Annotated in this window: 21 protein-coding genes; 13 read left to right on the forward strand and 8 right to left on the reverse strand. The window is 68.3% G+C overall.

The window, feature by feature from the left end:
* Positions 1–74 precede the first annotated feature (74 nt).
* Genes ABDJ85_RS04290 through ABDJ85_RS04300 form a run of 3 tightly spaced genes read right to left on the reverse strand, consistent with a single transcriptional unit; the run spans position 75 to position 2,025 of the window.
* Positions 75–749, reverse strand: a complete 675-nt coding sequence (locus tag ABDJ85_RS04290) for a hypothetical protein (RefSeq protein WP_347703498.1) — start codon at positions 747–749, stop codon at positions 75–77.
* Complete coding sequence (locus ABDJ85_RS04295) at positions 746–1,639, reverse strand: ABC transporter ATP-binding protein (protein WP_347703499.1); 894 nt, start codon at positions 1,637–1,639, stop codon at positions 746–748. The genes ABDJ85_RS04290 and ABDJ85_RS04295 overlap by 4 nt, the downstream gene beginning before the upstream one ends.
* Entirely contained in the window at positions 1,636–2,025 is a 390-nt protein-coding gene (locus ABDJ85_RS04300) for a GntR family transcriptional regulator (RefSeq protein WP_347703500.1), read from the reverse strand. Before ABDJ85_RS04300 ends, ABDJ85_RS04295 begins: the two co-directional genes overlap by 4 nt.
* Positions 2,026–2,227: 202 nt before the next feature.
* On the opposite strand from ABDJ85_RS04300, the gene ABDJ85_RS04305 reads away from it, so the two are divergent.
* From ABDJ85_RS04305 to ABDJ85_RS04345, 9 genes are all read left to right on the forward strand, one after another.
* Positions 2,228–3,019, forward strand: a complete 792-nt coding sequence (locus ABDJ85_RS04305; protein ID WP_347703501.1) for a 2-keto-4-pentenoate hydratase — start codon at positions 2,228–2,230, stop codon at positions 3,017–3,019.
* Between the two features lie 9 nt (positions 3,020–3,028).
* Complete coding sequence (locus ABDJ85_RS04310; RefSeq protein ID WP_347703502.1) at positions 3,029–3,127, forward strand: type II toxin-antitoxin system RelE/ParE family toxin; 99 nt, start codon at positions 3,029–3,031, stop codon at positions 3,125–3,127.
* A complete protein-coding gene (locus ABDJ85_RS04315) occupies positions 3,114–3,401 on the forward strand; it encodes a helix-turn-helix domain-containing protein (RefSeq protein ID WP_347703503.1) in 288 nt (95 codons plus the stop codon). The genes ABDJ85_RS04310 and ABDJ85_RS04315 overlap by 14 nt, the downstream gene beginning before the upstream one ends.
* Positions 3,398–3,994, forward strand: a complete 597-nt coding sequence (locus ABDJ85_RS04320) for an Imm42 family immunity protein (protein ID WP_347703504.1) — start codon at positions 3,398–3,400, stop codon at positions 3,992–3,994. Before ABDJ85_RS04315 ends, ABDJ85_RS04320 begins: the two co-directional genes overlap by 4 nt.
* Positions 3,995–4,117: 123 nt before the next feature.
* The gene (locus tag ABDJ85_RS04325) at positions 4,118–5,521 is read left to right on the forward strand and encodes a CmpA/NrtA family ABC transporter substrate-binding protein (RefSeq protein ID WP_347703505.1); all 1,404 of its coding nucleotides are present in this window, start codon (positions 4,118–4,120) and stop codon (positions 5,519–5,521) included.
* 1 nt (position 5,522) lies between these two features.
* Positions 5,523–6,401 (forward strand): nitrate ABC transporter permease, encoded by an 879-nt coding sequence (ntrB, locus tag ABDJ85_RS04330; protein WP_347703506.1) that lies wholly within the window; start codon positions 5,523–5,525, stop codon positions 6,399–6,401.
* Complete coding sequence (locus ABDJ85_RS04335; RefSeq protein WP_347703507.1) at positions 6,391–7,275, forward strand: ABC transporter ATP-binding protein; 885 nt, start codon at positions 6,391–6,393, stop codon at positions 7,273–7,275. The genes ntrB and ABDJ85_RS04335 overlap by 11 nt, the downstream gene beginning before the upstream one ends.
* 5 nt (positions 7,276–7,280) lie before the next feature.
* A complete protein-coding gene (gene cynS, locus ABDJ85_RS04340) occupies positions 7,281–7,724 on the forward strand; it encodes a cyanase (protein WP_347703826.1) in 444 nt (147 codons plus the stop codon).
* A gap of 7 nt (positions 7,725–7,731) precedes the next feature.
* Positions 7,732–8,199 (forward strand): nuclear transport factor 2 family protein, encoded by a 468-nt coding sequence (locus ABDJ85_RS04345; RefSeq protein ID WP_347703508.1) that lies wholly within the window; start codon positions 7,732–7,734, stop codon positions 8,197–8,199.
* 10 nt (positions 8,200–8,209) lie between these two features.
* On the opposite strand, the gene ABDJ85_RS04350 is transcribed toward ABDJ85_RS04345, so the two are convergent.
* The 4 genes from ABDJ85_RS04350 to murQ are packed head-to-tail and all read right to left on the reverse strand — an operon-like array spanning position 8,210 to position 12,826.
* Positions 8,210–9,550 (reverse strand): glycoside hydrolase family 10-like protein, encoded by a 1,341-nt coding sequence (locus ABDJ85_RS04350; RefSeq protein ID WP_347703509.1) that lies wholly within the window; start codon positions 9,548–9,550, stop codon positions 8,210–8,212.
* Positions 9,551–9,555: 5 nt separating this feature from the next.
* A complete protein-coding gene (locus tag ABDJ85_RS04355; RefSeq protein WP_347703510.1) occupies positions 9,556–10,680 on the reverse strand; it encodes an acyltransferase family protein in 1,125 nt (374 codons plus the stop codon).
* Positions 10,677–11,951, reverse strand: coding sequence for an MFS transporter (locus ABDJ85_RS04360; RefSeq protein WP_347703511.1), 1,275 nt, complete (start codon positions 11,949–11,951; stop codon positions 10,677–10,679). Before ABDJ85_RS04360 ends, ABDJ85_RS04355 begins: the two co-directional genes overlap by 4 nt.
* The gene (gene murQ, locus ABDJ85_RS04365; protein WP_347703512.1) at positions 11,948–12,826 is read right to left on the reverse strand and encodes an N-acetylmuramic acid 6-phosphate etherase; all 879 of its coding nucleotides are present in this window, start codon (positions 12,824–12,826) and stop codon (positions 11,948–11,950) included. Before murQ ends, ABDJ85_RS04360 begins: the two co-directional genes overlap by 4 nt.
* 179 nt (positions 12,827–13,005) lie before the next feature.
* Between murQ and bufA2 the strand changes: the two genes are divergently transcribed.
* The 4 genes from bufA2 (at position 13,006) to ABDJ85_RS04385 (ending at position 16,898) form a co-directional block, all read left to right on the forward strand.
* Positions 13,006–13,263 carry a BufA2 family periplasmic bufferin-type metallophore gene (bufA2, locus tag ABDJ85_RS04370; protein ID WP_347703513.1) on the forward strand — a complete coding sequence of 86 codons (258 nt, stop codon included), beginning with the start codon at positions 13,006–13,008 and terminating at the stop codon, positions 13,261–13,263.
* A gap of 148 nt (positions 13,264–13,411) precedes the next feature.
* Positions 13,412–14,251, forward strand: a complete 840-nt coding sequence (gene bufB / locus ABDJ85_RS04375; protein ID WP_347703514.1) for an MNIO family bufferin maturase — start codon at positions 13,412–13,414, stop codon at positions 14,249–14,251.
* Positions 14,248–15,036, forward strand: a complete 789-nt coding sequence (locus ABDJ85_RS04380; RefSeq protein WP_347703515.1) for an HvfC/BufC N-terminal domain-containing protein — start codon at positions 14,248–14,250, stop codon at positions 15,034–15,036. The genes bufB and ABDJ85_RS04380 overlap by 4 nt, the downstream gene beginning before the upstream one ends.
* A gap of 143 nt (positions 15,037–15,179) precedes the next feature.
* The gene (locus ABDJ85_RS04385) at positions 15,180–16,898 is read left to right on the forward strand and encodes a M14 family metallopeptidase (RefSeq protein ID WP_347703516.1); all 1,719 of its coding nucleotides are present in this window, start codon (positions 15,180–15,182) and stop codon (positions 16,896–16,898) included.
* A gap of 64 nt (positions 16,899–16,962) precedes the next feature.
* On the opposite strand, the gene ABDJ85_RS04390 is transcribed toward ABDJ85_RS04385, so the two are convergent.
* Positions 16,963–18,864 carry an acetyl-CoA hydrolase/transferase C-terminal domain-containing protein gene (locus ABDJ85_RS04390; protein ID WP_347703517.1) on the reverse strand — a complete coding sequence of 634 codons (1,902 nt, stop codon included), beginning with the start codon at positions 18,862–18,864 and terminating at the stop codon, positions 16,963–16,965.
* Between the last annotated feature and the right edge of the window lie 20 nt (positions 18,865–18,884).

An 18,884-nucleotide genomic window follows, 5' to 3' on the forward strand; every position in this document is an offset into this window, starting at 1 on the left:
GGGTCCACCCCGACTTGCGGTTTGCGCCTTGCTTGCGATTGCTTTGGTCACAACGCGACCCATTGCCGTAGCCTTCACAGGCCCTGGAGGTCGCGTCGGCGTGCCGCGACGAGCAGGGGCAGGCTGAGGGCGAGCGCCGTTGCGCCCAGTTCAAGGGCCAGGGCCAGCCAGAACGTTTCGTTCCAGACCGGCGCGGAGGCCGCCATGTGGGCGCTGAGGCCCGGCAATTGGGTGGCGCCCATCATGAAGAGCGACACCCCCATATTGGTGACGATGATCACGCCACCCATCGCGCCCTCGGAGCGGACGTGGAAGGTGGCACAGAGCACCAGCGTGAAGTTCAGCAGCAGGTAGACGCAGAGCAACACGCCATAGGGCAGCAGGCCGTCGGCGATGCCCGGGGCCAGCAGCACCAGGGCCAGCGCGCCGCTGCTCAGCAGGGCCCAGGGCCCCAGGAAGCACAGCAGCAGGCCGAGCAGCTTGGCGCGCACATAGCCGGCCGGCGAGATCGGCAGACTGAGCACGAAGAGCAAGGCGCGCTCCTTGCGCTCGCCGGTGATGCCGAACATGGCCAGCAGCACGCCGAGGGCGATCAGCGCCGTGAGCCAGACCAGGAAGCCGACGTTGAAGGCGACCGGGCCGCCGGCCGCGACGACCAGGCTCCCGAGGCCCACCAGGGTGGCCACCAGCAGCATGGCGCGGTGTTGGTGGAACTCGCGAGCCACGAGTTGGCGGGTGAGTGCGTTCATGACGGGCGGCCCTCGCGGCTGTGCATCACGGTGGCGACAAAGATCTCCTCCAGGCTCATGCGCTGCACAGCCTGCACGGGCGCGGCGAGGCGGGCCAGCCAGTCGTCGCTGAAGCCGTCCACCGTCAGCGTGGCCAGGCTGCCATCGCGCTCACAGTGGACGATCTCGGGCTGGGTCCAGGCAGGCGCGTCGGCTGGCAGGCGCAGTTGCACGCGCCGCCAGCGCTCGAGGAAAGCGCCGGTGTCGTCGTTGGCCACCACACGGCCGCGGTCGATGAAGCACAGCCGGTCGCTGATGCGCTCCACATCCACGGTGTTGTGCGATGAGAAGAGGATGCTGCGCGCGTCGTCGCGCAGCACGTCCATGAACTCGGTCAGCAGCTCGTGGCGGGCCACGGGGTCGAGGCCCGAGGTCGGTTCGTCCAGCACCAGCAGGCGCGGCCGGCGTGCCAGCGCCAGCAGCAGCAGGGCCTTGGCCTGCTCGCCGGTCGAGAGGCCCTTGACCGGCTGCGCGGCCTTGAGGCCAAAGCGCTTGAGCAGCAGCGCCGCATAGGCCGCGTCCCAGCCTGGGTAGATGTTGGCCATGAAGTCCATGTGCCACTGCAGCGTCGCGTGCTGGAGGAGCCGCATGTCGTCGCTGACAAAGCCCACATCGGCCTTGGCGGCGGGCTGCTGCTGCGGCATGGCCTTGCCGAGCAGCCGGATCTCGCCGGCATCCGGCGTCAGCAGGCCCATCAGCAAGCGGATGCTGGTGCTCTTGCCCGCGCCATTGGGGCCCACAAGGCCCATCACCTGGCCGGGTTCCAGCGTGAGCGAGATGTCCTCCAGCGAGAAGAAGCGGAAGGCCTTGCTCACGCTTTTCATCTCGAAGGCTGTTGCAGTGGTGCTCATGCCTCGCCCTCCTCGGGGTGCAGGGTTTTGTGCAGTCGGTCCATCAGGGCCTCGTCGGTCAGCCCCAGGGTGGCGGCAATGCGGCCGGCGGCGGCCAGGTGGGTGTCCAGCTCGGCCAGCTGCGTGGCCTGGGCGCGGTCTTGCGCGTCCGCCACGCAGGAGCCCCGGCCGTGCCGCGTCACGATCACGCCCTCGGTCTCCAGGTCCAGGTAGGCGCGCTTGACGGTGATCACGCTCACCCGCAGGTCGGCGGCCAGCGTCCGGATCGACGGCAGCTCGGTGCCCGGCGGCCAGTCGCCCGTGGCCACGCGCTGCCGGATCTGTTCGACGATCTGCAGGTACATGGGCCGCGGGTCGGCCTGAGCGATGAGAAGCTTGCTGTGCATAATGTGTATACACAGCATATGCTCAGTTCGTCGGCCTTGCAAGTGCTGATTCGGGGTGTCGCGGAAAATCTCGCCCGCACTGCCCTACGCGCCGCACCCTTCACCCCCCCAAACGCACCGCACTACGCACCGCACCCGAAAGACCCACGCGCCCCTTCCCAAAGATTCGGGCGCACAAGGACCCGCAGTGACTGCCGTCTCCATGTCTGAACACATCGCCACCGCCTTCACCGCCGCGCGCGCCGCCGGCCGCTCCATCAGCCACTACCCCAGCAACCCGCCCAACACCGCGCCCGCTACCTTGGCCGAGGCCTATGCCGTGCAGGCTGCCGCCATTGCCCGCTGGCCCGACGCCGTGGCCGGCTGGAAGGTGGCGCGCGTGCCCGGCCCCTTTGCCGCCCAGTACCCCGACGAGCGCCTCATCGGCCCCGCCTTTGCGGCCAACATCCACCGCCCGGTGGCCGGCGCCATGGCCCAGTGCCCGGTGTTTGAGGGCGGCTTCGCGGCTGTGGAGGCCGAGATCGTCATCGTGGTCGCGCAGGACACGCCGGCCGGCAAGACCGACTGGACGGCCGACGACGTGATCCCCTTCGTGCGTTCCATGCACATCGGCGTCGAGGTGGCCAGCAGCCCGCTCGCCACCCTCAACGACCTCGGCCCCGGCGCCGTGATCTCCGACTTCGGCAACAACTGGGGCGTGGTCGTCGGCGCCGAGATCCCGAACTGGCGCGAGGTCCAGACGATTGACGTCGAGACCTTCATCGACGGGCAATCGGTGGGCACCGGCACCGCCCACATCAAGCCCGGCCCCCTGGGTGCCTTGGCCTTCACGCTCAACAAGCGCGCCCAGCAAGGCGCCGCGCTGCGCGCCGGCGACGTCATCTCCACCGGCATGCTCACGGGCGTGCACGACATCCGCATCGGCCAGCAGTCGCGCCACGTCTTTGCGGGCTGCGGCGAGTTGCGGGTGCAGATCACCAAGGCGGGTGGCTGACGGCTGCTTTTGCGTCATAGCTTCGTCAAGAAGACCCAGAAGACCCCGCTGCGCGAGCTGGACATTGCCGATTCACGCTTGAAGGAAGTCAAACATGCGAAGCCATGATCACATCGTCAAGAAGCTCATGGCGCGGTCCGGCGTGCGCGCCGAAGTGGAGCGCATCGAGCGTGAGGAGTCCGCGCTGCTCGACGCCTTGCTCAAGGCCCATCAGGAGGCGGGGCTGACCCAGGCCCAGGTTGCCGAGCGCATGGGCACCCAAGCCCCCGCCGTGACCCGCCTGGAGCGTGCCCTGGCCACCGGCAAGCGCTCGCCCTTGGTGGCGACTTTGCGCAAGTATGTGAAGGCGTGCGGGCAGCAGTTGGTGTTGGGGGTGGCGTGACGCACCGCGAGTCCACCGCAGGCGGCAACCAGCATGGACGGCTGTTCGGGGCCAAGCAAGGATTTGGCATCGAAGTGATGACCGAGCCGGGGCTGAGCGCTCCTTCCGCCGTTTGGGGTCGGATGCGGGTCTGGTGCGCAGGCGAAAGCATTGGAGATTTCTCCGAGCCCCACTGCGCACTCTATGAGTCGTACCTGGGGTTTAAGCGACTGGCCGGCAGGCTGCCGAATCTTTGGCATGTAGAGCTGGATGGACTCTCGGACCAGGATTTGTGGAATCACTTCGACGGACTGCTGTATGGCTATCGAGGCGACGAGCCGCAGCCGGACGACCGAACGCTTGAGCAGTGCAGGGCTGATGAGCAGACCTGGGGCGACTACAACTTCCTGACGAATTGGGGTGAACAGTTCGACGACGACGGAAAGTCCTTCATCCTGTGCCGGTCGAATGGAGAGGTACTCATACTGAACCGCGCTTTCTCCGAGGAGCATGGGTTGTCGGCCACTCTCCCCGTCGCAGATGTACTGGGAGCCATTTTCCAGTTCCTCGAATGGTTCGAATCGGAAGCCAATCGGCTGGCTTCGCCGATTTGACGCGCGCCCGTTGCCGTGTAGTTCCAGCCCTACAGCAAGAGCCACGCGCGATCGATAGCGCGCGCTGAGGCTGCGGCAGAGACTCCATGCAACCCCTTCCCGGTTGCATGGAGAGACGCCGCAATGAGCACCTACTTCGACCCCTACGACGCTGACCGCCCACTTCGCATGGGCTGCCGTTGCGGCGCGCATGCGACTGAGGCTGAACACAACGCAGAGACGGCCGTCGCCGAGCTGCGCCGGCGCAGCGAGACCGAGGACTTCCAGTCCTACTCCAACGAATTCATCGAGGCCTCGCTCGTCAAGGCGCTGATCCCGCAGGACGCACTGCGCCGCAACTTCCTGCGCGCCGTGGGCCGCAAGACGGCGATGGCCGCGATTGCCAGCGTGCTGCCGGCCGGTGCCTTGACCAGTCTGCAGGCCATGGCGCAGACCAAGCCGGCGGCGCTTGAGAAGAAGGATCTCAAGATTGGCTTCATCCCCATCACCTGCGCGACGCCCTTGATCATGGCCCACCCGCTGGGCTTCTATCGCAACGAGGGCTTGAGCGTCGAGGTCGTGAAGACCGCAGGATGGGCGTTGATCCGCGACAAGATGATCAACAAGGAGTACGACGCCACGCACTTCCTGTCGCCGATGCCGCTGGCCATCTCGATGGGGCTCGGGAGCAACCCGGTGCCCATGAATGTGGCCACCATCCAGAACACCAATGGCCAGGCCATCACCCTGGCCAACAAGCACAAGGACAAGCGCGACCCCAAGGACTGGAAGGGCTTCAAGTTTGCGGTGCCGTTTGAGTTCAGCATGCACAACATGCTGCTGCGCTACTACGTGGCGGAGGCAGGCCTCAACCCCGACACCGACATCCAGATCCGCGTGGTGCCGCCGCCCGAGATGGTGGCCAACCTGCGCGCCGGCAACATCGACGGCTACCTCGGCCCCGACCCCTTCAACCAGCGCGCGGTGTACGAGGAAATCGGCTTCATCCACCTGCTCACGAAAGAGCTTTGGAACGGCCACCCCTGCTGCGCCTTTGGCACCAGCACCGAGTTCATCAAGCAGAACCCCAACACCTTTGCCGCGCTCTATCGCTCGGTGCTCACCGCTGCGGCCATGGCCCGCAAGCCCGAGAACCGCGAGCTGATTGCCAAGGTCATCTCGCCCGCGCAGTACCTGAACCAGCCCGAGATCGTGCTGCAGCAGGTGCTGACCGGCAAGTTCGCCGATGGCCTCGGCAATGTGAAGGTGGTGCCCGACCGCGCCGACTTCGACCCCATCCCCTGGCAGAGCATGGCCGTGTGGATCCTGACTCAGCTCAAGCGCTGGGGCTACATCAAGGGCGAGGTCAACTACAAGCAGATGGCTGAGCAGGTCTTCCTGCTGACCGATGCCAAGAAGACCATGAAGCAGCTCGGCATGCCGGTGCCTGAGGGCGCGTACCCGAAGTTCACCATCATGGGCAAGGTCTTCGACCCCGCCAAGGCGGACGACTACGCCAAGAGCTTCAAGGTCAGCAAGATCTCCTGACATGCTGACCTCGCTCCGCGCCAAGGCGGCCCTGCTGTCGCTGTTGATCCTGCTCGTCCTGCTCGGCATCTGGCACGTCGCCACCATGACGAGCACGCCGGCCGCCGCGCCTGCGGTGCAGCTCACGCCCGAGCAGATTGAGTACGCCAAGCTGATGGGCAAAGACCCAACCGCCGGCGCCGCCGCTGCGCCGGCCAAGTCCGGCTTCCCGACCTTGGCGCAAATGGGCAAGGCCATTGCCGCGCAGCTGGCCCACCCCTTCTATGACAACGGCCCCAATGACAAGGGCATCGGCCTGCAGCTCGGCTACTCGCTGGGCCGCGTCGGCCTGGGCTATCTGATCGCCGCCGTGGTGGCGATTCCGCTCGGCTTCCTGATCGGCATGAGCCCCCTGGTCTACCGCGCGCTCGACCCCTTCATCCAGGTCCTCAAGCCCATCTCGCCGCTGGCCTGGATGCCGCTCGCGCTCTACACCATCAAGGACAGCGGCATCAGCGGCATCTTCGTGATCTTCATCTGCTCGGTCTGGCCCATGCTCATCAACACGGCCTTTGGCGTGGCCGGTGTGCGGCGCGAGTGGCTGAACGTGGCGCGCACCCTGGAGGTGGGGCCGCTGCGCCGCGCCTTCGAGGTGATCCTGCCCGCCGCGGCGCCCACCATCCTCACCGGCATGCGCATCAGCATGGGCATTGCCTGGCTTGTCATCGTGGCGGCCGAGATGCTGGTGGGCGGCACGGGCATCGGCTACTTCGTCTGGAACGAGTGGAACAACCTCAGCCTGCCGAATGTGATCTTCGCGATCCTGACCATCGGTGTGGTCGGCATGCTGCTCGACGCGATGTTTGCCCAGCTGCAAAAGGCGGTGACCTATGCAGACTGAGTTCCTTCAAGTCCAGGGCCTCGCCAAGTCCTACCCCGGCAACGCTGAGCCGGTGTTCGAGGGCGTCAACTTCGGGCTGACCGAGGGCGAGTTCGTCTGCATCATTGGCCACAGTGGCTGCGGCAAGACCACCATCCTCAACGTGCTGGCGGGCCTGGAGCAGGCGAGCGAGGGCTATGTCTTCATGGACCGCCGCGAGGTGGCCGGCCCCAGCCTCAACCGTGGCGTGGTCTTCCAGGGCCATGCGCTGATGCCCTGGCTCACCGTGCGCCAGAACATCGCGTTCGCGGTGCGCAGCAAGTGGCCCGAGTGGAACAAGGCGCAGGTCAATCTTCACGTCGAGCAGTACGTGGGCCTGGTGGGCTTGAGCCCCGCCATCGACAAGAAACCCAGCCAGCTCTCGGGTGGCATGAAGCAGCGCGTCGGCATCGCGCGGGCCTTTGCCATCCAGCCGCGCATGCTGCTGCTGGACGAGCCCTTTGGCGCGCTGGATGCGCTGACGCGCGGCAGCATCCAGGACGAGCTGCTGCGCATCTGCGCCGAGACGCGCCAGACCGTTTTCATGATCACGCACGACGTGGACGAAGCCATCCTGCTGGCCGACCGCATCCTGCTCATGAGCAATGGGCCCCGTGCCCGCGTGGCCGAGATCGTGCGCAACACCATGCCGCGCAGCCGCACCCGCGCCACGCTGCACCACGACCCGCAGTACTACCCCATCCGCAACCACCTGGTCGACTTCCTGGTCGCCCGGTCCAAGGACCTCTCCCACGGCCGCGCGCCCAGCGTGCCGCCTGAAGTCTGCCCCGGTCTCAACGACCCCGGCGTCACCCCCACCCAACCCGCCGCACTCAACGAGGAGCCCACACCATGAGCGAACTGTCCCGTCTCGACGTCACCGAAAAAATCATCGCCACCAAGGTGGCCAAAGGCATCAAGTGGGCCGACGTGGCCGCCAAGGTCGGCCTCAGCAAGGAGTGGGTCACGGCCGCCTGCCTCGGGCAGATGACGCTGGACAAGAAGCAGGCCGACACCATCGGCAAGATCTTCGGCCTCAGTGCCGACGAGAAGAAGTGGCTGATGGTCGTCCCCTACAAGGGCAGCCTGCCCACCAGCGTCCCGACCGACCCGCTGATCTACCGCTTCTACGAGCTGGTCAGCGTCTACGGCACCACCTTCAAGGAACTGATCCACGAAGAATTCGGCGACGGGATCATGAGCGCCATCGACTTCAAGATGGACTTGAAGCGCGAGCCCAATGCCGCCGGCGACCGCGTCAACATCGTGATGAGTGGCAAGTTCCTTCCGTACAAGACTTACTGAGCTGGCCATGCAAGCCCGCCCACCGCTCCCGCCTTTCACCGAAGAGACTGCGCGCCTCAAGGTGCGCATGGCCGAGGACGCGTGGAACACGCGCGACCCCGACCGCGTGGTGGGCGTCTACACCGAGGACACGGTGTGGCGCAACCGGGCCGAGTTCCCGCAGGGGCGCGAGCAGGTGCGTGGCTTCCTGCAGCGCAAATGGGCGCGCGAGCTGGACTACCGCCTCATCAAGGGCCTGTGGGCCTTTGAGGGCGCGCGCATCGCCGTGCGCTTTGCCTACGAGTGGCACGATGACTCCGGCCACTGGTTCCGCAGCTACGGCAACGAGAACTGGGAGTTCACCGAAGCCGGCCTCATGCGCCGCCGCTTCGCCAGCATCAACGACCTCCCCATCGCCGAGGCCTCGCGCCTGTTCCGCTGGCCGCTCGGCCGCCGGCCTGACGACCACCCGGGGCTGGACGAGCTGGGGCTCTGAGCCCCTCGGTTCAGCGGCTGTAGGCCCGCTCCCGCAGCAGCTCGGCCACGCCCTTGCGGTTCTGCGCCAGCGCGACGAGGCTGAAGTGGATGTGCCCGCTGCCGGGGCTGAGGCGGCGGATGCTGTCGATCTGGCCGAGGATCTCGTCGGGCTGCCAGCTCTGTGCGGAGTTGTCGATGCGGCTGGTGAAGAGGCCGGGGTGCAGGGCGATGCCGCGTGGGTTCAGCGTCTGCCAGGTTTGCAGCAGCACGTCGAAGGCCTGGGCCGTTTGCGCGCGCGGCCAGTAGAGCTGGGGGGCGAGGTAGTCCATCCAGCCCTCGCGCAGCCAGAGCTCGACGTCGGCATACAGCTTGTCGTACTGGCTGAAGCCGGCGATGCCGGGCGGGCGGTTCTCTGGCCTGGGCAGGCCGAAGGGGCTGATGCCGAAGCGGGCCGGTGCTTGGCCTTGGCGTACTTCCTTCACAAGTGCGTACAGCCGCTTGACCAGTCGGTTGACGTTGTCGCGCCGCCAGTCGGGGCGCGAGAGCTGGCCGCCGGCCATCACATAGGCCTGCCAGCTGGGGCCATCGGGGAAGTCGAGCTCAGGGGCGGGCTTGGCCGGTTCGGTTGACGCGAGCGCGGCGGCGACGGGGTTGGCCGCAGCGCCACCGGCGGGCACGGGGTAGGGGTAGAAGTAGTCGTCCAGGTGCAGGCCGTCCACCGCGTAGCGGCTGAGCAGGTCACGCACCACGGCCAGCAGGTGCTCGGCGGCGGCGGGCTCGCCGGGGTCGATCCAGAGCTGGTCGCCATAGGCCTTGACCCACTCGGGCCGCGTGCGGCTCAGGTGCTGGGCCGCTGCCGGGCCGCGCGCCTTGCTCTGGCGGGCGCGGTAGGGGTTGATCCAGGCATGCAGCTCCAGCCCGCGCGCGCGGGCCTCGCGCAGCCACACGGCCAGCGGGTCGTAGCCGGGGTGCTGGCCTTGGGTGCCGGTCAGGTACTCGCTCCAGGGTTCGAGGCGTGACTCGTAGAAGGCGTCGGCACTGGTGCGCACCTGCAGCAGCAGGGCATTGAGGCCGATGTGCGCCGCCGTGTCGCACAGGCTGCGGATCTCGGCCTGCTGTTGCTCGGGGCTGAGCCCGGGCTTGCTGGGCCAGTCGATATTGGCGACGGTGGCGACCCAGGCGGCGCGCCACTCGCGAGCAGGCGCGCTGGGCGAGCCCGGTGGGCGCGCCGGGCCGGCTGATGGCAGCGGGGCTGGGGGCGCTGCATTGGGCAGGGTCTCGACGGGCGCGGGGGCGGTGCCCTTGGGGCTTTCGCAGGCGCTTAGCCAGGGCAGGCTGCCGAGGGCGAGCAAATGACGACGACGGTGCATGCCGATCAGACTTTGACGAACCAGCGGCGCCGGTACAAGAAGAGCGCCACGCCAAACAGCACGGCCACAAAGGCCAGCGCATGCAGCAGCGAGGCCAGCTCGGGCGCGAGGCCCAGGGCCACGATGGGGGCATAGAGCGCCTGGCCCAGGTGCTGGCCGCCGCCAACGGGCAGCAGCTCCAGCAGCCGCGCCAGCACGCCCGCGACGATGTAGAGGAAGAGGGCGTTCATGCCAAAGACGACAAAGGGCAGCAGTGCGCGCGGCGCCGGGCGCGCAGGGTGCGCGGGGGCATCCACCCAGGCATGCAGGCCCGCCAGCACCAGCAGCGCCCAGCCGGTGCTGAGCAGCACGAAGGGCGGGGTCCAGAGCGATTTGTTGATGGGCATGAGCGTGGCGTCGAGCAGCTGGCTCAGTACCAGGGCCAGCACGCCCGCTGCCGCCCAGCGCAGTGCGCGTTGGCGTGGGCTGGCGGTGCTGGTCAGCTCGCGCCCGGCCAGCACGCCCAGCAGCTGGCTGGCCACGGCGGGTACGGTGGAGAGCAGGCCTTCGGGGTCCCAGGTGCCGGCCTGGGCCCAGAGGTGGGCGGTGCCAAAGAGCGCGCGGTCCAGCCAGGCGCCCACGTCCTGCCCGGGCTGCAGTGCGCCGGTGTGCACGAGGCCGCTTGCGTCGGGCACCGGCAGGGCCAACTGCACGGCGGCGTAGGCGGCCAGCAGGCCCAGCGCCCAGAGCCACAGCCCGCGCGCGCCGCACCCCAGCACCAGCGGCGCCGCACACAGCGTGCACAGGCCCAGGCGCTGCAGCACGCCGGGCAGGCGCAGCGTGGCGAGGTCGTAGAAGGGGAAGCCGTTCAGCAGCACGCCAATGGCAATGATCAAGAGCGCACGGCGTGCCGTGGTGGCCAGCAATTGGCCTTTGTCCGCCCCGGCCTGCGCGCGCCGCGCGAGCGACAGGTGCATGGACACGCCGGAGATGAACACGAAGAAGGGAAAGATGCAGTCCGTCGGCGTCCAGCCATGCCAGTGGGCGTGCAGCAGCGGGGCATAGACATGGCCCCAGTCGCCCGGGTTGTTGACGAGCAGCATCGCGGCGATGGTGAGGCCGCGGAAGATGTCGAGACTGAGGAGCCTCATGAGGCCGCGTCCTCCCGCCCAAACCCTTCAGGGATGCGCAGCAGCGCCGTCATCGCGAGGCTCGGGATGGTGGCCAGCAGCACCCAGGCAAAGAAGGGCACGTAGCCGATGGCGTCCTGCAGCGCGCCGCTCCACATGCCGGGCAGCATCATCCCCAGGGCCATAAAACCGGTGCAGATCGCGTAGTGCGCGGTCTTGTCCTGGCCTTCGGCGAACAGGATCATGGCCATCAGGTAGGCGGTGAAGCCGAGCCCATAGCCAAACTGCTCCAGCGCCAGCAGGCTGCTCACCACCACCAGGCCTGGCGGGTGCACGAGGGCCAGCACGAGGAAGACCACATTGGGCACATGCATGGCCGCCACCAGCGGCCACAGCGCGCGCTTGAGCCCCACGCGCGAAATGACCCAGCCGCCGAGCAAGCCGCCGAGCGTCAATGCCGTGAGGCCCACAGTGCCATAGGCGATGCCGACCTGCTGGGTCGTGAGGCCCAGTCCCCCTTCGCTCGGCGGGTCCAGCAAGAAGGGCGTGGCCAGCTTGAGCAGCTGCGCCTCGGGGAAGCGGTAGAGCAGCAAGAAGCCCAGGATCACCGCGATGCGGGGCTTGGCAAAGAAGCGGGCAAAGACGCCGACAAAGTCCTGCACCAGCGAGCCCGCGCCATGCCGCCCTGGCCCCGGAGCGTCGGCCAACGGGCGTGGCAGGGCCCACAGGTGCCACAGCGCCAGCAGCGCAAAGCCGCCGCCCAACACGCCAAACACCCAGCTCCAGGCCGTGACGATGCTGCCCGTGCGCTCGGCCAAATGGCCGGCCAGCCACACCAGCCCGCCCTGGCCGCCGATATTGGCGAGCCGGTAGGCCGTGGAGCGCACGCCGACAAACGCCGCCTGGGTCTTTTGCGGCAAGGCCAGCAGATAAAAGCCATCGGCCGCGATGTCGTGCGAGGCCGAGGCAAAGGCCATCAGCCAGAACACCGCGAGCGACATCTTGAAAGCCTGCGGCCCCGGCAACGTGAGGGCGACAGACGCGAGCGCCGCGCCCAGCACAAACTGCAGCAACACCACCCACTGCCGCTTGCGCCCGAACAGCTCCACCAGCGGCGACCACAGCGGCTTGATGACCCAGGGCAGGTAGAGCCAGCTCGTGTAGAGCGCGATGTCCGTGTTGGAGAAGCCCAGGTTCTTGTAGAGGATGACGCTGAGCGTCATCACGACCACATACGGAATGCCCTGCGCAAAGTAGAGGCTGGGCACCCAAGCCCAGGGTGACTTGCTCACTCAAGCGCTCCGCGCACGCTGCCCTCGCTCGCCGCCAGCTTCGCCCGCGCGGCTTCAACCGACACCCCCAGCCGGATCGCCACGACCGCCGTCTTCACATGCTGGTCACACTGCGCCAGCATCTCGGCGGCCTGCGGTTCACTGGCGCCGGTGGCGCGCACCGTCAGCGCCAACGCGCGGCGGCGCAGCTTGGCATTGGTGGCCTTGAGGTCGACCATCAAATTGCCGTAGACCTTGTGCAGGCGCACCATCAGCGCCGACGACAAGGTGTTGAGCGCGATCTTCTGCGCCGTGCCGGCCTTGAGCCGCGTGCTGCCCGAGATGACCTCGGGCCCGGTGTCGAGCACGATGCCGATCTCGGCCTCCAGGGCCACCTCGCTCCCTGGGTTGTTGGCGATGCCAATGGTCAGCGCGCCGGCCGCGCGACCGGCGGCCAGGGCACCGAGCACATAGGGCGTGGATCCAGACGCGGCGATGCCGATCAGCACGTCGTTCGGCCCAGGCTCCAGGGCAGCGATGTCGGCGGCGCCCAGCGGGGTGGAGTCTTCAGCCCCTTCCACGGCCTCGAACATCGCGCCCCGCCCGCCCGCCAGCACCGCCACCGCCCGCTCGCGCGGCCATGAGAAGGTGGGCGGCAGCTCCACGCTGTCCAGCACCCCCAGCCGGCCCGAGGTGCCGGCCCCGGCGTACAGCAGCCGGCCACCCGCCCGCAACCGGGGCAGGGCAGCCTCGACGGCGGCTTCAAGTTGGGGGGTGGCCGCCTGCACGGCATCGACGGCGCGGCGCTGGTCGGCGACAAACGCATCCAGCAACTCGGCCGTGGCGTACAGGTCCAGGTCGGGATGTTCGGAGTTCGGGGTCTCGGTGTGCAGCATGGTGTCAGCCGGCAAGCATGCCATGACGAACAGCAGGCCCCCGGGCCACGTGCTCAGAATCTTTTTGGGCGCGGGCTGTAAGGACTCCGGCCCCGGCCCGACCCAAGCAGGCAAGCCGATGCGGCCCTGCCAGCGAACGGCCTGTGTCCCTACCCTCAAACTCTCCTGGAGATCTCTCAATGAACGCAACCCTCAAGACCGGCCTGTCCGTGGCCGCTGCCGCTGCTGCCCTGTTTGCCACCACCGCTGGCGTCACCACCGCCGCCGCCGCTGACGGCATGGTCAAGTGCTCTGGCGTCAACAGCTGCAAGGGCACCTCCGAGTGCAAGACCGCCAAGAGCGACTGCAAGGGCCACAACAGCTGCAAGGGCCAAGGCTGGGTCAGCAAGAAGTCGGCTGACGAGTGCACCAAGGCTGGTGGCAAGGTCGAGAAATAAGACCCCCCCGAAGCGCTTCGCGCCTCCCCCCAGGGGGCGCACCCAGTGGCCCGGCAAAGCCGGTTCCACGGGTGCCGCTGGATGTAGCGCGACCGCCTGCGGCGGCGCGCTGCATGCTGTGCTGCTGTGATCCGCTCGCCCCCAACTCATGACCAAGATCCAAGGCTTTGGCCTCGGCCTGCGTGTGGAGCACTACGCCGCCTTTGAGGCAGGCGTGGACGCTGCGGTGCGGCCCGACTGGCTGGAGATCATTTCCGAGAACTACATGGTGCCGGGCGGCAAGCCGCTGTGGCATCTGGAGCGCATCCGCGCGGACTACCCGCTGGTGATGCACGGCGTGTCGATGTCGATCGGCAGCACCGCGCCGCTGGACCTCGACTACCTGCGCGACTTGAAGGCGCTGGCCGACCGGCTGCAGCCGGGCTGGGTGTCGGATCACATCTGCTGGACCGGGGTTGACCATCGGAATCTGCATGACCTGCTCCCGATGCCCTACACGGCGGCGTCGCTCGATCACCTGACCCCGCGCGTGCAGCAGGTGCAAGAGCTGCTGCAGCGCCCCCTGGTGCTGGAGAACGTCTCCAGCTATGTGCGCTTTGCGGCCGATGAGATGAGCGAGGCCGAGTTCGTGGCCGAGCTGCTGCGCCGCACGGGAGCCGGTCTCTTGCTAGACGTGAACAACATCTACGTGTCGAGCCGCAATCATGGCTTTGACGCTTCCGACTACCTGGACCGCCTGCCCGCCGCCCAGGTCCGCCAGATCCACCTTGCCGGCCACGAGGACAGGGGTGACATCGTCATCGACACCCACGACCACCCGGTGCGTGACGAGGTCTGGGCGCTCTACGCCGAGGCCGTGCGGCGCTTTGGCGCGGTGCCCACCATGATCGAGCGCGACGACCACATCCCGCCGCTGCCCGAGCTGCTGGCCGAGCTGGATCAGGCCCGGGCCGTGGCGCGTGCGGCGTTGGAGACGGTGCCGGCATGACGATGCAGCTCGCCGACCAACAACGCCGCCTGGCCGATGCCGTGCGCCTGCAGCTCGACCCCCAAGGCGTGCTCGCCGCGCCCGTGGAGCCAGGTCTTGCCGTCTACCGCAATGCCTATAGCGCGCGCCTGCTCGCGGCCTTGAACGACAACTACACCGTGCTCGCGCGCGCCATGGGCGACGAGGACTTTGAGGCCCTGGGCCGCGCCTACCTCGACGCCCACCCCAGCCACCACCCGTCCATCCGCTGGTTCGGCCACCAGCTTGCGGCCTTCATGGCCGAGGCGGACGAAGGCCTCGTCGGCCACGCGAGCTTCATCGACTTCGCCCGCATGGACTGGGCGCTGCGTGACGCCTTCGACGCCCTCGATGCGCCCTTGCTGAGCCCTCAGCATCTGGCCGCGTTGCCAACCGAGGCCTGGGCAGACTTGCGGCTGTGCCTGCACCCCAGCGTGCGGCGCGTGAGCCTGGCCTGGGCCATCGAGCCCGCCTGGCGCGTGCTGCGTGCCTGGGAGCCGGGCGACGCGCAACCCGAGCTGCCCGAACCCACGCCCCATCCGCACACCCTGCTCGTGTGGCGCGAGGGGCTCGACACGCGCTGGCGTTCGCTGGAGCCGCTGGAGGCTGCGCTGCTTGACGCCGTGGCCGCCGGCCAGACCTTTGCTGCCCTGTGCGAGACGGCGGCGCCGCTGGTGGCCGACCCGGGGGCGGCTGTGTCAACGGTGATCCAGCTGCTGCGCCAGTGGCTGGACGAAGGCTTGCTCCAGGCTGAAGTACAGGGTTAGCCCCTGCCGCATCCCGGGGGGTGACGTGTGGCGCAAGTTGGCGCCGAAAACGTCTCGCGTAAGAAAATGTGACATTTCCCTTCCGCCCCATGCCCCGAACCAGGGCGTGGTCGCGCGGCAGCAATCCACCACCCCGGGATGTCATGACCGCAGTTCTTCCTTCGCCCCGCTTCGACCACTTCTACCGCCACGACGAGCTGACCGCGCTGCTGTTTGCGTATGCCGAAGCGCGGCCCAACATCGTCTCGGTGCGCTCCATCGGCAAGAGCCATGAGGGCCGCGACATCTGGATCGTGGTGTTGACCAACCTGGCCAGCGGGGCCGACATCGACAAGCCTGCGCTCTGGGTGGACGGCAACATCCACGCCGCCGAGCTGACGGCCTCCACCACCTGCCTCTACTACCTGCACCAGCTCGTCACCCTGCACGGCGGCAGCTCGCCCGAGGCGGCCGTCGTCAACCGGCTGCTCGACACCCGCGCCATCTACCTCGTGCCGCGCCTGTGCCCCGACGGCGCCGAGCTGGCCCTGGCCGACCGGCCGCGCCACATCCGCTCGTCCACGCGCCCCTACCCCTACACCGAAGAGACGGTGGACGGCCTGACCATCGAGGACGTGGACGGCGACGGACGCATCCTCACCATGCGCGTGCCCGACCCCCACGGCGGCTACAAGAAGCACGCCGCCGACCCGCGCCTGATGGTGCCGCGCGAGCCGGGCGAGTTTGGCGGCGAGTACTACCGCTTGATCCCCGAGGGCTTCATCCGCAACCACGACGGCCTCACCTTCAAGGTCAACGCCGACCGCGAAGGCCTGGACCTGAACCGCAACTTCCCCGCCGACTGGCGCCAGGAGAGCAGCCAGGTCGGCGCCGGCCCCTACCCGACCAGCGAGCCCGAAGTGCGCGCCATGGTCGACTTCGTCACCCAGCACCCCAACATCGGCGCGGCGGTCAGCTTCCACACCCACAGCGGCGTCATCCTGCGCCCTTCCGGCAACCAGGCCGACAAGGACATGGCGCCCGAGGACCTGTGGCTGATCAAGCAGTTCTCAGCCCTGGGCGAGAAGCACACCGGCTACCCGGCCGTCAGCATCCACGAGGACTTCCGCTACCGGCCCGACGACGTCATCAGCGGCACGCAGGATTGGCTCTACGAGCACCTGGGCGCGCTGTTCTGGGTGGTGGAGCTGTGGTCGCCCAACAAGGAGGCAGGCATCGAGGGCTACAAGTGGATCGACTGGTTCCGCGACCACCCGGTCGAGGACGACTTGAAGCTGCTCAGGTGGAGCGACGAGCAATGCGGCGGCCAGGCGCACGTGGCGTGGACGCCCTTCCAGCACCCGCAGCTCGGCGCCGTCGAGATCGGCGGCTGGGACAAGATGAACTACTGGCGCAACCCGCCGCCGCAGCTGCGCGAGCGCGAGGCCGCGCGCTTCCCCGCGTGGCTGACGCAACTCGCCATGAGCCTGCCGCAGCTGGAGCTGCTGCGCACCGAGGTGCGCGCCCTGGGCCCCGACACCTGGCGCGTGCGCCTGGCCGTGGCCAACAGCGGCTACCTGCCCGCTTACGTGACCCAGCGCGCCCTGCAGCGCAAGACCGTGCGCGGCGTGATGTTCGAGATCCACATGCCCGTGGGCGACCCCGCCATCAGCCTCATCGGCGGCCGCGAGCGCATCGAGGGCCCGCAGCTCGAAGGCCACGCGCCCAAGCAGACCCAGCTCGCCTTCCTGCCCACCCGCGAACCCATGGCCGACCGCGCCGTGGCCGAATGGGTGGTGCGTGCGCCGGTGGGCACGCGGTTGGCGCTGAGCGCGAGCGCGGAGCGGGCAGGGGTGGTGCGGACCGAGGTGGTGCTGGACTGAGCGCAGGATCGGGCGCGACTCAGAAGGTGTTTTGTGTGGCGAGGCCCATGCCGGGTCCCGCCCCTCAAAGATTCCCCGCGAACAGCTTCTTCAACACCAGCCCCTTGAAGCCCGCCGCCTCATCCAGCCCCAGCCGGGCCAGATAAGCCGGCGGCGCTTCGCGCCCCTCCCACACGCTGCGCAGCGCCGTGCTCACCAGCTCCACCGGGTGGTGCAGGCTCTTCTTGAGCCGGCGCAGCGCGGCCACGATGTGGATCTCGTCGTCGGTCAGGTCGGTGCCGAACGGGAAGCCCGGCAGCAGGCCCTGCGCGGTGAAGGGATGCAGCTTGGCGTCCAGGGCCTCGGGCGTGTTGTGCGTCCAGGCTTCGGGCAGGGCCCAGTCGGCTTCCAGCTTGCCGTGCTTCTTTGCGGCCGCCACCAGCTCGGGCTGGAAGCGCGAGTCGGCAATGCGCAGCAGGCGTTTGATGATCTCGGCATCGCACTGGCCGCGCAGGTCGGCCACGCCGTACTCAGTGACGACGATGTCGCGCAGATGGCGCGGGATGGTGCAGTGGCCGTACTGCCAGACGATGTTGCTGACGGGGCCGTGGGCCGTCTCGTGGCAGGCGCGCAGGATCAGGATGGAGCGCGCATCGGGCAGCGCATGCGCCATGGCCACGAAGTTGTACTGGCCGCCCACGCCGCTGACGACCTGGCCCGACTCCAGCGCGTCTGAGGCCGCAGCACCGAGTAGGGTGACCTTCATGGTCGTGTTGACGAACGAGGCCTTGACGCGTTGGGCGCGGCGCAGCGCGGACTCGTGCGGGTCGGCGCTGTCCAGCTGGTTGATACGGTCGATGCGGTCCATGCGAATGGCCGCGCGCTGCGCGGGCGACAGGCGCCGCAGCTGCTCGTAAAAGCGCGTGGGGCCCAGGAAGAAGCCGCCCGTCATCAGCGTGCCGCCGGGCAGCTCGTCGGGCAGCAGGCTGCCGTCGTTGACGGCCTGCTGGGTCACGTGGTCGTCAAACACCCGCCGCTTGATCACGCCGGCGTCGATCAACTGCAGCAGGCCGTTCACGAACATTTCCGAGCAGCCATAGAGCCCGTGCTTGAACGGGCCGCGCTCGGCGCCGGTGGCTTCGGGTTCGAAGCAGGCGAGCATGGCCGCGTGCGCCTCGGGTTGGCGGTCGCGCAGGATCAAGGCGTGGGCCACCGCGTCGCCCAGCGAGCCGATGCCGATCTGCAGCGTGCCGCCGTCGCGCACCAGGCTGCTGGCGTGCAGGCCGATGGCGTGGTCCACGGTGCTGACCTTGGCGTTGGGCGGCGCGAACAGGGTGTGGGTGCTGGCCGGGTCAGTGACCACGATGTCGAAGAAGCCGGGCGGCACCACCGCGTCGCCCAGCATGAAGGGCATCTCGCCGTTGATGCAGGCGACTTTGAGCAGCGGCTTGCCGGCGGCAGCCATGCGCTCGGCCAGCTCGGCGGTGACGTCGGGGTTGCTGGAGAGGCTGAGCTCGCCGTCCTGGCCGGCCGCCACCGCCTGCGCCAGCACGTTCAGGCCCTGCTGCAGCATGTCGCGCGCGGCAAAGCTGTAGTTGGTGCAGATGTAGTGCTGCTGGGCGGCGTCGTTGTGCAGGTAGTCGCCCGTCTTCATGAAGAACTCGCGCACCTCGATGTGCGGCGGCAGCCGGCCGGCGCGCGCGTCCTTCACATAGGCCAGGTCCGGGTAGTCCTTGAAGACGCGCTCGACGACGGGGTCCAGGAAGGCGCGCTCCAGCTCGCTGGCGGCGCTCGGCTTCTCCAGGCTCAGCGCGGTGACGATGGTCAGCCGACGCGACGGGTCGGCGCGCATGCGCTCATAGAGCCGGTTGACGAAGGGGTTGGGCTTGCCGATGCCGAGCGGCAGACCCAGCACGATGGGGCCATCGATGCGGGCCAGGACCTGGTCAACAGCGTCGTCGATCCGGGTCAGGACTTGTGGGTTCATGGAGCCTCCTTGCGAGGTCC

The sequence above is a fragment of the Roseateles paludis genome (genome assembly GCF_039872745.1).
GTDB lineage: Bacteria > Pseudomonadota > Gammaproteobacteria > Burkholderiales > Burkholderiaceae_C > Pelomonas > Pelomonas paludis.

Excerpts from the sequence above, each read along its gene's own strand:
- ABDJ85_RS04335 (WP_347703507.1), top strand. The coding sequence starts at position 6,391 with ATGCAGACTGAGTTCCTTCAAGTCCAGGGCCTCGCCAAGTCCTACCCC.
- ABDJ85_RS04380 (WP_347703515.1), top strand. The coding sequence starts at position 14,248 with ATGACGATGCAGCTCGCCGACCAACAACGCCGCCTGGCCGATGCCGTG.
- bufA2 (WP_347703513.1), top strand. The coding sequence starts at position 13,006 with ATGAACGCAACCCTCAAGACCGGCCTGTCCGTGGCCGCTGCCGCTGCT.
- ABDJ85_RS04325 (WP_347703505.1), top strand. The coding sequence starts at position 4,118 with ATGAGCACCTACTTCGACCCCTACGACGCTGACCGCCCACTTCGCATG.
- ABDJ85_RS04355 (WP_347703510.1), bottom strand. The coding sequence starts at position 10,680 with ATGAGGCTCCTCAGTCTCGACATCTTCCGCGGCCTCACCATCGCCGCG.
- ABDJ85_RS04305 (WP_347703501.1), top strand. The coding sequence starts at position 2,228 with ATGTCTGAACACATCGCCACCGCCTTCACCGCCGCGCGCGCCGCCGGC.
- ABDJ85_RS04300 (WP_347703500.1), bottom strand. The coding sequence starts at position 2,025 with ATGCACAGCAAGCTTCTCATCGCTCAGGCCGACCCGCGGCCCATGTAC.
- ABDJ85_RS04390 (WP_347703517.1), bottom strand. The coding sequence starts at position 18,864 with ATGAACCCACAAGTCCTGACCCGGATCGACGACGCTGTTGACCAGGTC.
- ABDJ85_RS04290 (WP_347703498.1), bottom strand. The coding sequence starts at position 749 with ATGAACGCACTCACCCGCCAACTCGTGGCTCGCGAGTTCCACCAACAC.
- ABDJ85_RS04345 (WP_347703508.1), top strand. The coding sequence starts at position 7,732 with ATGCAAGCCCGCCCACCGCTCCCGCCTTTCACCGAAGAGACTGCGCGC.
- ABDJ85_RS04385 (WP_347703516.1), top strand. The coding sequence starts at position 15,180 with ATGACCGCAGTTCTTCCTTCGCCCCGCTTCGACCACTTCTACCGCCAC.
- ABDJ85_RS04315 (WP_347703503.1), top strand. The coding sequence starts at position 3,114 with ATGCGAAGCCATGATCACATCGTCAAGAAGCTCATGGCGCGGTCCGGC.
- ABDJ85_RS04295 (WP_347703499.1), bottom strand. The coding sequence starts at position 1,639 with ATGAGCACCACTGCAACAGCCTTCGAGATGAAAAGCGTGAGCAAGGCC.
- ntrB (WP_347703506.1), top strand. The coding sequence starts at position 5,523 with ATGCTGACCTCGCTCCGCGCCAAGGCGGCCCTGCTGTCGCTGTTGATC.
- ABDJ85_RS04350 (WP_347703509.1), bottom strand. The coding sequence starts at position 9,550 with ATGCACCGTCGTCGTCATTTGCTCGCCCTCGGCAGCCTGCCCTGGCTA.
- murQ (WP_347703512.1), bottom strand. The coding sequence starts at position 12,826 with ATGCTGCACACCGAGACCCCGAACTCCGAACATCCCGACCTGGACCTG.
- bufB (WP_347703514.1), top strand. The coding sequence starts at position 13,412 with ATGACCAAGATCCAAGGCTTTGGCCTCGGCCTGCGTGTGGAGCACTAC.